The sequence below is a fragment of the Providencia sp. M-27 genome (genome assembly GCF_011077905.1).
Taxonomy (GTDB): domain Bacteria; phylum Pseudomonadota; class Gammaproteobacteria; order Enterobacterales; family Enterobacteriaceae; genus Providencia; species Providencia huaxiensis.
The window spans coordinates 84,237-97,703 of the sequence record NZ_JAALBT010000009.1 but is presented as its reverse complement, the minus strand read 5'-3'; the positions used below and the strand labels follow the sequence as shown (position 1 = coordinate 97,703).

Genomic DNA, 13,467 nt, shown 5'->3' with positions numbered 1-13,467 from the left:
GGTAAAAGATTAAAAAGTTTGAGTAGCTAAGATACCTTTCTATAGAAAATGTTTCAACTGTTCATAAGTGTATGTAGCACTTATATCCTCGATATGGTTACTCGGAGATTGAATCGTATGCTGCCCTTGCCCATATCCCCCAATCAAGCCGGGGTCAGTGGGGCCAAATAGGGTAAAATTAGGTTTATCAAGTGCCGCGGTTAAATGGCTAAGCCCAGTATCGACAGAAACGACAGCTTTAGCATTAGCAATTTGCTGTGCAACTTCGGCTAAAGTGAGCTTGGGTAAAACTTCTACAAAATCAAAGTCTTTTGCTAATCGTTCTGCACGTTGCTGCTCATGAGGTGCACCCCAGGGCAACTTGATTTTGATACCACTCCCAGCCATTAGCCCGATGAGTTCTCGCCAATTTTTTTCAGGCCAGTGTTTATCATCACGGGTGGTTGAATGCAGAAAAATGACATAAGGGCTTTGAGGCTCTTCTTGTGACTGCAAAAAGTGTTGAGCAATCGCATAATCCCCTTGCTGCGTTGGGCAGGTATAACCAAGGCTTTTGGCAAATAATTGGCGAATACGTTCAACGGCATGTTGTTGCTTGCTGATTGCGTAACGGTGGTCATAAAAGAAGCTGGCTAATGGTTCGCGGATGCTATGGCGGTCATAGCCATGTTTATCACCATGAGCCAAGCGGGTGACAAGAAAAGCGCTCTTTAATAACCCTTGCGCGTCAATAATCGCGTCATAATGTGTTGCTTGTAATTTCTTGCGAAATTCCGCACGTTCGGCCCTGATCGGTGCAGAAAACCAATTTTTTCGCCAGCGGCGAATGGCCACAGGGATCACTTGGTTAACGCCACTGTGCCATGTTGGGATTTGCGCGAAGCCTTCTTCAACGACCCAATCGAATTGGATATTGGGTATGGCTTGTTGTGCGTCGGTCAGTGCAGGTAATGAGTGTAAAACATCCCCCATTGAAGATGTTTTGACTAATAATACTCTCATCATTCAATACCTATATTTAACCGAGCTAACGCATCGATAACTAATTGAGGTTGGATATCAATCAAACTTTGGTGATAACCACTTTCACCATCACCTTTACGCACTTTGTGATACCCCGTAATTAGGCGGATCACTTCTGCTTTATCTGATAATGGCGGGGTGAAATCAGGGCTACTTGGGCCATATAAAGCGACAAGCGGTTTACCGAGTGCAGCTGCAACATGCATCAAACCCGAATCATTACTGACAACGGCATGGCAGGCATCGATTAGATTAACAGCTTGTTCTAACGATGTTTTCCCTGAAAAATTATGGCAATGCAATCTAGCATCATCGGTCAGCTCTAAACGAATAGCTTCACCAGCTTCGTGGTCTTTTTGCGAACCAAATAGCAGCACCTGATAGCCTTTTTGGCTAATCAGTGTTTGAGCAAGAGAAGCGTAGTGGTAGTGAGGCCAGCGTTTGGCAGGCCCGAACTCTGCCCCTGGGCAAAAACCAATAATAGGGCGAGAGCCATCAACCCCAAAGGTTTGCAGAGTTTCAGTGACTTCTTGCGGTTCAGTGACTAGTTTAGGTGGTAAAATGGGTGTCGGAATATCGGAAGCTGATTGAATAGTTTGCTTATCATAAGCAAGAGCAACATATCGTTGTACCATTAAAGGAAACGCTTCTTTATTCAATGGGCGAATATCATTGAGTAGACCATAGCGCATCTCTCCACGCCACCCCGTTCTTTTGGGGATCTTTGCAAAAAAAGGCACAAGTGCAGACTTTAAGGAGTTTGGTAATACAATAGCTTGATCATAGCCATTTGCCTGCAAACTTTTGCCTAATCGACGACGTTCACCAATTTCCAGTGCACCATGCCCAAGCGGCATAGGAATAGCTTCGCTAACTTCAGGCATTTTGGCGAGTAAAGGACGGCACCATTGTGGCGCCATCACATCAATCTGTGTATGGGGATGTAAAGCCTTGATCGTACGATAAAGGCTTTGTGACATCATCATATCCCCTACCCATGAAGGGCCGATCACCAATATTTTCATAAATGATTTTTCAGAAATAAGCGTTACGCGTCTTTATTGAGCAAGTGCATATATTCGGTGACACCTTCAGCAACCGTTTTAAATGGCGCAGTGTAGCCAGCGGCACGTAATTTGGTCAGGTCAGCTTGTGTGAAGCTTTGGTAGCGACCTTTTAATTTCTCAGGGAATTCAATGTATTCGATGGCCACATTTTTGTCTTTGTGGAATTCAGTGACTGCATCAGCAACAGCTTGGAAAGATTCTGCACGTCCTGTACCACAGTTAAAAATACCTGAAACATTATTTTCCCAGAACCATAAATTTACCGCAGCCACATCGCCTACATAAATAAAGTCACGGCGGAAAGTATCGCTACCTTCGAACAGTTTTGGGTTCTGCCCTTCATTAATTTGTTTATTTAAGTGATACGCAACGCTCGCCATGCTGCCTTTATGGTCTTCATTTGGTCCATAGACGTTGAAATAGCGGAAACCACAGACTTGTGAATCGGCTTCTGGCAGAATTTCACGTACATATTGGTCAAATTGGAATTTTGAATAACCATAAACATTTAATGGTTTTTCGAATTGACGTTCTTCAATAAAGTTATCGCTACGACCGCCATAAGTTGCTGCAGAAGAGGCGTATAAGAATGGAATTTCGCGCTCTAAGCAATAATGTAATAACTCTTTAGAAAACTGGTAGTTATTGTCCATCATATACTTGCCATCCCACTCTGTGGTTGATGAACAAGCACCTTCGTGGAATACCGCGTCAATTTCACCGAAATCATCACCCGCGATGATACTAACAATGAAATCTTCTTTATCTGCGTAATCCGCAATATCAAGGTCAACAAGGTTGGCAAATTTAGTGCCATCTTTCAGGTTATCGACCACTAGGATATCTGTGCGGCCGATTGCATTTAGGGCTTTAATAATATTGCTGCCAATAAAACCAGCTCCACCAGTGACTATGATCATTGGGTATACCTCAAATGGGTTAAGAAAGTAGGATCGTCATTGGTGACTATAATAACATCTCTTGGCGCAGACGGTAGCATTGATAGAAGAGAATTGAACTGGCGCTAAAATGAGAACAAGGTAAATATCGTGATCTTGGCTACAAACTTGACTTATTTATGCTGTGAATATCGCCACACATAGAGACTATTATTAAACTCTATTAATAGAAACTATTCAGGAAGAAATCATGTCAGAAAGATTTTATCAGCAGATTCAAGAGCAGTTAGTACAAATTGAAGCCGATGGATTATTTAAAAACGAGCGTATTATTACGACTTCACAAGATGCTGACATTGAAATTGTAGGTGGCCAGCGAGTTATTAATTTCTGTGCTAATAATTATCTTGGTCTTGCAAACCACCCCGCGCTCATCGAAGCGGCTAAACAAGGAATGGATAGCCATGGTTTTGGTATGGCATCGGTGCGCTTTATTTGTGGAACGCAAGATAACCACAAAGTTTTAGAGCGCAAACTGGCGGATTTTCTGGGCATGGAAGATGCCATTCTCTATTCGTCCTGTTTTGATGCAAATGGCGGTCTGTTTGAAACCTTATTAGGAGCAGAAGATGCCATTATTTCAGATGCATTAAATCATGCATCAATTATTGATGGGGTTCGCTTAAGCAAGGCAAAACGCTACCGTTACAGCAATAATAATATGGTGGAATTAAAAGCGCGCTTAGAAGAAGCCAAAGCCGCAGGGGCTCGCCATATTTTAATCGCAACAGATGGTGTGTTCTCGATGGATGGTGTGATCGCGGATTTGAAATCCATTTGTGACCTTGCGGACGAATACCAAGCTTTGGTGATGGTGGATGACTCACATGCTGTTGGTTTTGTTGGGGAAAATGGTCGTGGTAGCCATGAGTACTGCGATGTGATGGGCCGTATCGATATTATCACGGGGACATTGGGTAAAGCCTTGGGCGGTGCATCCGGTGGTTATACGGCAGCGAAAAAAGAGGTGGTTGAATGGCTGCGTCAGCGTTCTCGTCCTTATTTGTTTTCGAACTCACTCGCTCCTGCGATTGTTGCCGCATCTATCAAAGTGATTGATATGATGAAAGAAGGCCATTCATTACGTGAAAAATTATGGCGTAATGCCGTGTTATTTAGAGAAAAAATGACAGCGGCAGGTTTTACCCTCGCAGGCGCTGACCATGCCATCATCCCTGTGATGTTAGGTGACGCCAAGCTTGCCCAAATTTTTGCAAAAGAGCTACTTGATGAAGGTATCTATGTCACGGGCTTTTTCTACCCTGTGGTGCCGCAAGGTCAGGCACGTATTCGTACTCAGATGTCCGCAGCACATAGTGAGGAGGATATTTTACACGCTGTTGAAGCATTCACCCGCATTGGTAGAAAACTAAAAATAATCAAATAAAAGGTCTTTTATGAAAGCACTGTCCAAACTGAAAGCTGAACCAGGTATATGGATGACAGAAGTTCCGAAACCGGAACTCGGGCACAATGATGTGATGATCAAAATTCGTAAAACTGCGATTTGCGGTACGGATGTACATATCTATAACTGGGATGAATGGTCGCAGAAAACCATTCCTGTCCCAATGGTTGTCGGTCATGAATATATAGGGGAAATTGTTGCGATTGGACAGGAAGTCAAAGGCTTTAAAATTGGTGACCGAGTGTCAGGGGAAGGGCATATTACTTGCGGCCACTGCAGAAACTGCCGTGGTGGCCGTACCCATCTTTGCCGCAATACGATTGGGGTGGGCGTTAACCGAGAAGGGTGTTTTGCAGAATACCTAGTGATCCCCGCATTCAATGCTTTTAAAATTCCCGACAATATCCCTGATGAAATCGCGGCTATTTTTGACCCATTTGGTAACGCAGTTCATACGGCACTTTCCTTTGATTTAGTGGGGGAAGATGTGCTGGTTTCAGGGGCTGGCCCTATTGGTATCATGGCAGCCGCGGTGTGCCGACATGTAGGTGCACGCCATGTTGTTATCACTGATGTGAATGACTATCGGCTTGAATTGGCGAAAAAAATGGGTGTTTCTCGTGCAGTGAATGTCAGTCGTGAAAATTTAAAAGATGTGATAAACGAACTGGGAATGAAAGAGGGTTTTGACGTAGCATTAGAAGTTTCTGGTGCCCCGGCAGCTTTCCAAACCATGTTAGACACCATGAACCACGGTGGCAGAATTGCCCTATTAGGTATTCCCCCATCCTCGATGGCAACAGATTGGAGCCAAGTGATCTTCAAAGGGCTATTTATTAAGGGGATCTACGGCCGAGAAATGTTCGAAACATGGTATAAAATGGTGACACTCATTCAATCTGGTTTGGATTTATCACCGATAATTACCCATCAATTCTCGATTGATGAGTTCCAAAAAGGCTTTGATATCATGCGTTCAGGCCAATCTGGTAAAGTGATTTTAAACTGGGATTAAATTGATTATCTCAATTCCCCTTTTTGGCTTTTTTGAACCAAGAAGGGGAATCGAAAATGAGCTACTGCTATTGTTTGAAAAGCGGGCGCTTTTGGGCTTTATCGCCCTGCACCAACAAAGGTTGTAAAGCCTTATCGTTATAAATCCCCTCGACAACAAACATAATAAAATCAATTCCCTGTAGCTTCGAAGAGGGTAATGTAAACTCACAGATACCGAGCTCTTGCGGAATAATCATATTTTCTGGTTGGCTGGCTGTTTCCGGTTGCTCAACTGCTGCATCTTCGGTTAGAGGGGTTTTGATCTCATCTTGTATTGCTTGCTCGGTTTTAGGCTGCGCTGAGGTCTTCTTCGCTTCTTCAGATAACATTCTTAATGATGTTGGCTGTTTCGTTGTAGGTTGAGAGCTCAGCAGGGCACTAACACCCACTAATTCAACATCAGCAGGAAGTTGGGCAAGGTATTTTTGTAACGCACGAACGGTAGATGGATGTGGGTGACCGATTGCAACTGCACTGCCGTGCTTACGTGCATAGGCAACGGCTTTATTCAATTGAGTACGCGTTTCTTCTTCCGATTGGTGGTTATCAATAAAAATATGGCGACGTAACGTGGGAACACCGTATTCTTTGGCGGCATTACCTGCTTGGGTATTGCCAATAGTCACACTATCAAGGAAAAATAAGTTTGACTTTGACAGGCTCTGCATCACATTACGCATTCCTGCTAAGTTAGATGTCATCTCACTTCCCATGTGGTTATTCATCCCTTTTGCATAAGGAACTCGGCTTATCGCATTTTTAATAATGCGGTCAATTTCCTCTGCATTCATTGAGGGTGCTAATGTGTCTTTCTCTAATGGCTGTTTGCTCAATGGTTTCATTGGCATATGGATGAGAATATCACGGCCTTGCTGATGGGCTTTTTCTGCGACTTCACGGCCATGAGGAGAGCTCGGTAAAATTGCAATAGTCACCGCGGGGGATAAGGCTAAAATTTGGTTATCTTCTTTAACGCGATAACCAAAATCATCAATCACAATCGCTAGCTTTGCCGCACTCACCGGTAGACACATCATTAATAATGAGAAAACAATGAGTAGTCGAACGGGTAAGTGCTTCAGCATAACGTTATCCTAATTAATTGAATTTAAAATTTATCGCCCTAACCATGGACGTGGGTTTACGGTTTTACCTTGTCTGCGGATTTCAAAATAGAGTGCTGGGCGTTCTTGGCCGCCACTGCTCCCCACTAAGGCGATTGGTTGCCCTGCTCTAACCTCTTGGCCGACATTCACTAAGGCGCTCTGGTTATAGCCATAGAGACTCATATCCCCTTTACCGTGTTCAACGACGACAACTAGCCCATAGCCTTGTAACCAGTCGGCCAGTAGTACGCGCCCATCAGCGATAGCTTTGACTTGGGTTCCTTCGTTAGCGGCGATAACCATGCCTTTCCAACGTAATTCACTGGAAATGACATCGCCATAGTTATGGAGCAATGAGCCGCGAACAGGCCAAATAGCTTGCCCTGCAGGGCGCCCTAAACCACCAGTACGAGACATCAGTGAGCGTTCACTCTCTGACGGCTTATAGGTTGAACCTTTCTGTTTGGCTTGCCGTTCTTTTTCTGCCACTTGGACACGAATGCGGGCCGCTTCTTTAGCTTCTCGTTCTGCTCTGGCTTTGGCCTCACGTTCGGCTTTGGCAATTTTATCGCGTAATCTTGCTTCGTTCTGTTTTAGGACAGCAAGATTTTTTTGGTCTTCTTTTAATGTACTTTCAAGGACATTCAAGGTTTTTTGCCGCGAAGTGCGTGCGTTATCCAACTTACGCTTTTCTTGTTGTTGGCGAGCCAGCGTCGTTTTTTGTTCGGCTTGTTTTTTTTGTTCGAGTTGTTTTTGTTCTTGCAGCTCTTTAGTGGTTTCTTCTAAAGCGATAATGTTTTTTTCACGCGCCTGATTTAAATAGCTGTAATAGGCCAAAATACGCTCTTCTCGTTGGCCTTCTTCACCTTTGAACATCAGGGTGAGTCCTTGGTGTTTACCTAACCGGAAAGCTGCGTCTAGTTGGTCAGCTAATAATTTTTCCTGTTGTTGTTTTTTGGTTTGTAGCTGCTTGATATTGCTATTTAAGGAAACAATTTCTTTGTCTAATTGTTTTAATTGGTTTTGCGTTTCATGCAGACTACGACCCGCCGCAGAAATACTTTGTTCTTGTTGTTTGAGTTGCTCAAGTAGTGCTGAGCGCTTGGCTTGTTGCTCTTTTACGCTTTTCTCTTTTTCAGCAATACTTTTGAGTAAATCATGTAACTGGCCTTTATTTTCAGTGATCTGGTTGGCAAACACAGTTTGTGTTGGGGCGAGAACAAGCAGCCCTAACCCAAAGAGAGCGCTAATAGCCTGACGAATAAATGAAATTTTCATTCGATGATGTGTATTGGCCATCGTGATAAATCACCTCAATTAAATGCAATATCTGATTATTTCATCTGCAAGTGATGGTTTCCAGCACTGTCTAACAAATAGTATTGAAAACATTTATAAATTCGGATTTTTGCCCTGAATCAGAACTATACTAAGTCAAATAACACAGTTTTATTATCACTGATTTATTTTGTATAGCCAGTTTTCAATACTTTTTTCTTATTCATTGCCTATTTGAAGCACAGCTTAGACCTGTTTAGCACGTTTATGTTAAAATATTTGCGTGCCGCCTCGAAACAGAAACGTGGTTTTTCAGTGAACAGTGTTAATTTTGCGTGCCTTAGCGCAAAAAAAACAAGCGAGTTTGCGGGAATTGGCTGTAATTAGCTCAACACAAAGGTATACTCAGAACCCTTTGATATTTGATTTTAACTAACGGGAGTGATTGCCCCCCATGATCCAAGAAATCATGCAATTTGTAAGCCGGAACATGTTATTGAGTCTGGTTTGGATAGCGCTATTAGTGGCTGTGGTTGTTATGACCTTTAAAGGCCTTTTCTCTAAAACGAAAGTGATTGCTCGTTCACAAGCGATTACACTGATTAATAAAGAAGAGGCGGTTGTTGTCGATTTACGTTCTCGTGACGATTTCCGTAAAGGGCACATTATTGATTCTATTAACTTAACACCGTCTGAAATTAAAGAGAATAATTTAGGTGAATTAGAAAAACACAAACAGAAACCAGTGATTATCGTTTCTGCAAGTGGTATGGAATCAGGTAAACCAGCTGAACAGCTGGCACAACACGGTTTTGAAAAAGTCTTTGTCCTAAAAGAAGGGATCTCTGGCTGGGCAGGTGAAAACCTCCCTTTAGCTCGTGGTAAGAAGTAATTATCTGGTATCTAGTTGCTCCCAAGTTATATATGTAGCAAGTAATTTGGGGAGCACAATGCAGAAAATTTTTCTGTAACACAATACAGCGAAAACCCATTTGGGTAGCGCAATGCAGCGAACATTCCAGTAGCTCAGAATAACAGGGTTTCCCTTAAATTATTTGGGCTACAGGTAGGCAGCAAGTGAAGATATCCAAGGAGCATACATCAGTATGTGACTTGGGTAGCGCAACGCAGCGAACACCCCTGTAGCTCAAAGAATAACAGGGAAAATTCATATGGAAGTTAAAGGTACATAAACTATGTCAGAACAAAACAACTCAGAAATGGTCTTTCAAATTCAACGCATTTATGCAAAAGACGTTTCATTTGAAGCACCTAATGCACCACACATCTTTCAACACGAGTGGCAGCCAGAAATCAAATTGGATTTAGATACTTCTTCAACTCAGCTATCTGAAGGTGTTTATGAAGTTGTTTTACGCGTCACCACGACAGCAACTTTAGGTGAAGAAACGGCTTTCTTGTGTGAAGTGCAGCAGGCGGGTGTTTTCTCTATCGAAGGCATTGAAGGTACTCAAATGGCACATTGCTTAGGTGCATACTGCCCGAACATCCTGTTCCCATATGCACGTGAAGCGATCACAAGCTTAGTGGGCCGTGGTACATTCCCACAATTGAACTTAGCGCCAGTTAACTTTGATGCACTGTTCATGAACTATTTACAGCAGCAACAAGGTGAACAAGCGCAGAACTCAGAAGCTCAACAGGACGCTTAATGAATACTGCTTCAATGACAGTGATCGGTGCCGGCTCGTACGGCACCGCTTTAGCCATTACGCTTGCACGTAATGCACATCAGGTTGTGTTATGGGGCCATGACCCAAAACACATTCATCAATTAGAACAAGATCGCAGCAATCAGGCGTTTTTGCCTGGCGTTTCTTTCCCTGATAGTTTATTTCTTGAAACGGACTTAAAACGTGCCGTTGAAGCGAGCCCCAATATCTTGATTGTCGTACCTAGCCATGTTTTTGGTGATGTACTAAAACAAATCCAACCTTACTTACGCGCAGACTCCCGCATTATTTGGGCGACTAAAGGTTTAGAACGGGATACAGGTCGTTTGTTGCAAGAAGTGGCACGTGAGGTATTAGGTAATGAAATTCCTCTGGCTGTGTTGTCTGGCCCAACGTTTGCAAAAGAGTTAGCTGCGGGTTTACCGACAGCAATTTCTGTAGCGGCAAGCGATAGCCAATTTGGTGATGATTTACAAAAATTATTCCATTGTGGCAAAAGTTTCCGTGTCTATAAAAACCCCGATATGGTAGGGGTGCAGCTGGGCGGAGCAGTAAAAAATGTCATCGCAATTGGCGCAGGGATCTCCGATGGTATGGGGTTTGGTGCAAATGCGCGTACTGCATTGATTACCCGTGGTTTAGCAGAAATGAGCCGTTTAGGTGCAGCTTTAGGAGCAGACCCTGCAACTTTTATGGGGATGGCGGGTTTAGGTGACCTTGTGTTAACGTGTACCGATAACCAATCCCGTAACCGCCGTTTTGGCATGATGCTAGGCGATGGCGTTAGCGTTGAAGACGCAGAAAAAGAGATTGGCCAAGTGGTTGAAGGCTATCGTAATACTAAGGAAGTCCGCGCACTGGCTGAGCGGGCTGGTGTTGAAATGCCAATTACTGAGCAAATTTATCAAATCCTCTATCGTCATAAAAATGTGTTAGAGGCAGCGCAAGCCCTATTGGGGCGTGCGACGAAAGATGAAATTGCCGATATGCCAAAGCTGCATGATTAATAAAAATAGATAGGTGAGTGATTATGTCGCGTGAAGAACTGGATAGAATTTGGGGTTTCATTAAAGATGAAGCGAAGTCTCTTGCGGACTGCGAACCACTTCTCGCCAGTTTTTTTAACGCGACATTGTTAAAGCATGACAATTTAGGCAGTGCGCTCAGCTATATGCTAGCGAATAAACTGAGCTCTCCTATCATGCCTGCGCTTGAAGTCCGCGAAATTGTGGAAGCCGCTTATCGCAATGACGAAAGTATGATTTTTTCTGCGGCAATGGACTTAGCAGCCGTTCGCTTACGTGACCCTGCCGTTGATAAATATTCCACGCCACTATTGTATTTGAAAGGTTTCCACGCCTTGCAAGCCTATCGCATCGGTAATTGGTTGTGGAAAGAAGGCCGCCAAGCGTTAGCGGTTTATTTACAAAATCAAATTTCCGTTTCCTTTGGTGTCGATATCCACCCAGCTGCCCGTATTGGTTGTGGCATCATGCTTGACCACGCAACCGGTATTGTGATTGGGGAAACCGCAATTGTCGAAAATGATGTCTCAATTTTGCAATCCGTCACACTAGGCGGTACAGGCAAAACCTGTGGCGATCGCCATCCTAAAGTAAGAGAGGGGGTGATGATTGGTGCAGGGGCAAAAATTTTAGGTAATATTGAAATTGGCCGAGGTGCAAAAATTGGCGCAGGTTCTGTTGTACTTCACCCCGTTCCACCGCATACCACAGTGGCAGGCGTTCCAGCACGTATTGTTGGCAAACCAACCAGTGACAAACCGTCCTTAGAAATGGACCAAAACTTTAATGGCACTATTTGGGGGTTTGAAAATGGGGATGGGATTTGAGAGAGTTAATTATTTCTGAAACTCGTTATGCCTATTTTTCAAAGATCTTTCTTTTGAATATGTTACCTGCTTTAAACTGAGCAATAGATTTTTTTAGGTGTTCAGCATTGGCTGGAGAATATAATAAGTAGGCGGTTTCTGTCAGTTTACTATCACTATTTACAGTTTCAGTAGTCGTATTTTTAATTTGCTTTTTAAGACTAATTTTTACCTAATCTCCTCCTTCATTATTTAATGAGAAAATAAAAGCTTATTTTCATAAATCGAGCTGTAATAGGATTCAAAGAATCGGAGTCCATACTATACAGCTCGAATATGGCATTAATCTTTCAATAACGCCCCTGCATACCCTAACTGCCTCCATGCCTCAAACACCACAACTGCCACAGAGTTGGATAAATTCATACTGCGGCTATCTGCCAACATAGGAATACGAATTTTTTGCTCCATTGGCATATTATCCAGCACATAAGGCGGTAACCCACGGGTTTCAGGACCAAACATTAAATAGTCATTTTCTTGGTAGCTGACATTGCTGTGACTTGGCTTACCTTTAGTGGTTAAGGCAAACACGCGAGCCCCACTTTCAGATTGGTTATTATCAGGGTTCAGCCCTTCACTTTTTAAAAAAGCAAAATAATCATGATGGTGTTTGATATCGGCAAATTCGCTATAGTCCAACCCTGCACGGCGTAAGCGTTTATCATCCCATGTAAACCCAAGTGGGTGAATAAGATGTAAATCAAAGCCAGTATTGGCACAGAGGCGAATGATATTGCCAGTATTTGGCGGTATTTCTGGTTCGAATAAAACAATGTGTGGCATAACGTTAAGCTGATATTTGTGATAATAAATGATGGGAAGAGTTTACGCGCAAATGGCTTTGTTTTCATGTGGAACTTTTATATGTGTCATAAAATTTATTTGCACCCTGAAAACAAAAAACGAGCCATAGAGGCTCGTTTGTGAAATAACTCGTTGAGGTTAGCTGTTATAACCATTAGGGTTCATGGACTGCCAACGCCAGCTATCATTGACCATATCTTGGATAGAATACTGCGCTTTCCAGTTTAAATCTTTCAATGCTTTCTCTGGGCTAGACCAACATTCCGCGATATCACCGGGACGCCTTGCTACAATCTCATATTTAATTGGTTTACCTGACGCTTTTTCAAACGCAGTAATAATTTCTAGCACACTTGTGCCAGTTCCTGTTCCAAGATTGTAGACATGTAAGCCCGCTTGCTGGCTAACTTCATTCAGGGCGGCAATATGGCCATCCGCTAAATCCATTACGTGAATATAGTCACGTACGCCAGTACCATCCGGTGTTGGGTAATCATTACCAAATACCATGACTTGTGGGCGGCGTCCTACAGCGACTTGGGAAACAAACGGCGCCAAGTTATTTGGAATACCTTGCGGGTCTTCACCCATGGTTCCCGATGGGTGTGCACCAACAGGGTTAAAATAACGCAGTAAGGTCAGTGACCAGTCATCTTCCGCAATATATAAATCCGAAAGGATACGTTCAACCATATACTTACTGGTTCCGTATGGGTTGGTAGTCCCACCGACTTTGGAATTTTCTGTTAACGGTACCTCTTCAGGGTCACCATATACGGTCGCTGATGAGCTAAAAATCAGGCTTTTAACACCTGCTTTTTTCATGCTTTCGACTAATACCAACGTGCCATTGACATTAACATCATAGTATTCAATCGGTTTTTCAACCGACTCACCAACGGCTTTTAACCCAGCAAAGTGGATCACTGACTGGATTTGATGACTAGCAAAAATAGACGCTAGAACTTGCCTATCACGGACATCACCTTGATAAAAGATGGGTTTAACACCAGTGATAGCTTCAATACGGTTAAGTACTTCAAGGTTGGCATTATGCAAGTTATCTAGAATAACCGGTTGCATCCCTTGCTGGATCATCTGCACACAGGTGTGGCTACCAATGTAGCCAAGGCCACCAGTGACGAGAACTTGTTGATTATGCATCGCAATATTCCTGA

General features: G+C 43.2%; 13 protein-coding genes. 6 read left to right on the top strand and 7 right to left on the bottom strand.

Annotated elements, in window-relative coordinates:
• Positions 1–39: 39 nt before the first annotated feature.
• The 3 genes from rfaC to rfaD are packed head-to-tail and all read right to left on the bottom strand — an operon-like array spanning position 40 to position 3,010.
• Positions 40–1,002, bottom strand: coding sequence for a lipopolysaccharide heptosyltransferase RfaC (gene rfaC / locus G6Q48_RS14105; protein ID WP_166267216.1), 963 nt, complete (start codon positions 1,000–1,002; stop codon positions 40–42).
• Positions 1,002–2,048: an ADP-heptose--LPS heptosyltransferase RfaF gene (gene rfaF / locus G6Q48_RS14100; RefSeq protein ID WP_166267120.1), complete on the bottom strand. Its 1,047-nt coding sequence runs from the start codon at positions 2,046–2,048 to the stop codon at positions 1,002–1,004. Before rfaF ends, rfaC begins: the two co-directional genes overlap by 1 nt.
• Positions 2,049–2,071: 23 nt before the next feature.
• Positions 2,072–3,010 carry an ADP-glyceromanno-heptose 6-epimerase gene (gene rfaD, locus G6Q48_RS14095; protein WP_166267118.1) on the bottom strand — a complete coding sequence of 313 codons (939 nt, stop codon included), beginning with the start codon at positions 3,008–3,010 and terminating at the stop codon, positions 2,072–2,074.
• Between the two features lie 229 nt (positions 3,011–3,239).
• Here rfaD and G6Q48_RS14090 point away from each other — a divergent pair, with 229 nt between their 5' ends.
• Both G6Q48_RS14090 and tdh read left to right on the top strand, forming a co-directional pair.
• Entirely contained in the window at positions 3,240–4,436 is a 1,197-nt protein-coding gene (locus G6Q48_RS14090; RefSeq protein ID WP_166267116.1) for a glycine C-acetyltransferase, read from the top strand.
• Positions 4,437–4,446: 10 nt separating this feature from the next.
• Positions 4,447–5,472, top strand: coding sequence for an L-threonine 3-dehydrogenase (tdh, locus tag G6Q48_RS14085; protein WP_166267114.1), 1,026 nt, complete (start codon positions 4,447–4,449; stop codon positions 5,470–5,472).
• Positions 5,473–5,539: 67 nt separating this feature from the next.
• Here tdh and G6Q48_RS14080 read toward each other — a convergent pair whose 3' ends face one another.
• Together G6Q48_RS14080 and envC are read right to left on the bottom strand one after the other, a co-directional pair.
• Positions 5,540–6,550, bottom strand: coding sequence for a divergent polysaccharide deacetylase family protein (locus G6Q48_RS14080; RefSeq protein ID WP_242685818.1), 1,011 nt, complete (start codon positions 6,548–6,550; stop codon positions 5,540–5,542).
• 78 nt (positions 6,551–6,628) lie between these two features.
• The gene (gene envC / locus G6Q48_RS14075) at positions 6,629–7,918 is read right to left on the bottom strand and encodes a murein hydrolase activator EnvC (RefSeq protein WP_166267110.1); all 1,290 of its coding nucleotides are present in this window, start codon (positions 7,916–7,918) and stop codon (positions 6,629–6,631) included.
• A 433-nt stretch (positions 7,919–8,351) separates the two neighbouring features.
• On the opposite strand from envC, the gene G6Q48_RS14070 reads away from it, so the two are divergent.
• The 4 genes from G6Q48_RS14070 (at position 8,352) to cysE (ending at position 11,443) form a co-directional block, all read left to right on the top strand.
• Complete coding sequence (locus tag G6Q48_RS14070; RefSeq protein ID WP_004265159.1) at positions 8,352–8,789, top strand: rhodanese-like domain-containing protein; 438 nt, start codon at positions 8,352–8,354, stop codon at positions 8,787–8,789.
• A 304-nt stretch (positions 8,790–9,093) separates the two neighbouring features.
• Positions 9,094–9,570: a protein-export chaperone SecB gene (secB, locus tag G6Q48_RS14065; RefSeq protein WP_004906947.1), complete on the top strand. Its 477-nt coding sequence runs from the start codon at positions 9,094–9,096 to the stop codon at positions 9,568–9,570.
• The gene (gene gpsA, locus G6Q48_RS14060; RefSeq protein ID WP_166267108.1) at positions 9,570–10,598 is read left to right on the top strand and encodes an NAD(P)H-dependent glycerol-3-phosphate dehydrogenase; all 1,029 of its coding nucleotides are present in this window, start codon (positions 9,570–9,572) and stop codon (positions 10,596–10,598) included. The genes secB and gpsA overlap by 1 nt, the downstream gene beginning before the upstream one ends.
• Positions 10,599–10,621: 23 nt before the next feature.
• Positions 10,622–11,443 carry a serine O-acetyltransferase gene (cysE, locus tag G6Q48_RS14055; protein ID WP_094962928.1) on the top strand — a complete coding sequence of 274 codons (822 nt, stop codon included), beginning with the start codon at positions 10,622–10,624 and terminating at the stop codon, positions 11,441–11,443.
• A gap of 321 nt (positions 11,444–11,764) precedes the next feature.
• On the opposite strand, the gene trmL is transcribed toward cysE, so the two are convergent.
• Entirely contained in the window at positions 11,765–12,268 is a 504-nt protein-coding gene (gene trmL, locus G6Q48_RS14050) for a tRNA (uridine(34)/cytosine(34)/5-carboxymethylaminomethyluridine(34)-2'-O)-methyltransferase TrmL (protein WP_096863620.1), read from the bottom strand.
• Between the two features lie 159 nt (positions 12,269–12,427).
• Complete coding sequence (gene galE / locus G6Q48_RS14045) at positions 12,428–13,453, bottom strand: UDP-glucose 4-epimerase GalE (RefSeq protein ID WP_166267106.1); 1,026 nt, start codon at positions 13,451–13,453, stop codon at positions 12,428–12,430.
• Between the last annotated feature and the right edge of the window lie 14 nt (positions 13,454–13,467).

Excerpts from the sequence above, each read along its gene's own strand:
- rfaC (WP_166267216.1), bottom strand. The coding sequence starts at position 1,002 with ATGAGAGTATTATTAGTCAAAACATCTTCAATGGGGGATGTTTTACAC.
- rfaF (WP_166267120.1), bottom strand. The coding sequence starts at position 2,048 with ATGAAAATATTGGTGATCGGCCCTTCATGGGTAGGGGATATGATGATG.
- rfaD (WP_166267118.1), bottom strand. The coding sequence starts at position 3,010 with ATGATCATAGTCACTGGTGGAGCTGGTTTTATTGGCAGCAATATTATT.
- G6Q48_RS14090 (WP_166267116.1), top strand. The coding sequence starts at position 3,240 with ATGTCAGAAAGATTTTATCAGCAGATTCAAGAGCAGTTAGTACAAATT.
- tdh (WP_166267114.1), top strand. The coding sequence starts at position 4,447 with ATGAAAGCACTGTCCAAACTGAAAGCTGAACCAGGTATATGGATGACA.
- G6Q48_RS14080 (WP_242685818.1), bottom strand. The coding sequence starts at position 6,550 with ATGATGTGTCTACCGGTGAGTGCGGCAAAGCTAGCGATTGTGATTGAT.
- envC (WP_166267110.1), bottom strand. The coding sequence starts at position 7,918 with ATGGCCAATACACATCATCGAATGAAAATTTCATTTATTCGTCAGGCT.
- G6Q48_RS14070 (WP_004265159.1), top strand. The coding sequence starts at position 8,352 with ATGATCCAAGAAATCATGCAATTTGTAAGCCGGAACATGTTATTGAGT.
- secB (WP_004906947.1), top strand. The coding sequence starts at position 9,094 with ATGTCAGAACAAAACAACTCAGAAATGGTCTTTCAAATTCAACGCATT.
- gpsA (WP_166267108.1), top strand. The coding sequence starts at position 9,570 with ATGAATACTGCTTCAATGACAGTGATCGGTGCCGGCTCGTACGGCACC.
- cysE (WP_094962928.1), top strand. The coding sequence starts at position 10,622 with ATGTCGCGTGAAGAACTGGATAGAATTTGGGGTTTCATTAAAGATGAA.
- trmL (WP_096863620.1), bottom strand. The coding sequence starts at position 12,268 with ATGCCACACATTGTTTTATTCGAACCAGAAATACCGCCAAATACTGGC.
- galE (WP_166267106.1), bottom strand. The coding sequence starts at position 13,453 with ATGCATAATCAACAAGTTCTCGTCACTGGTGGCCTTGGCTACATTGGT.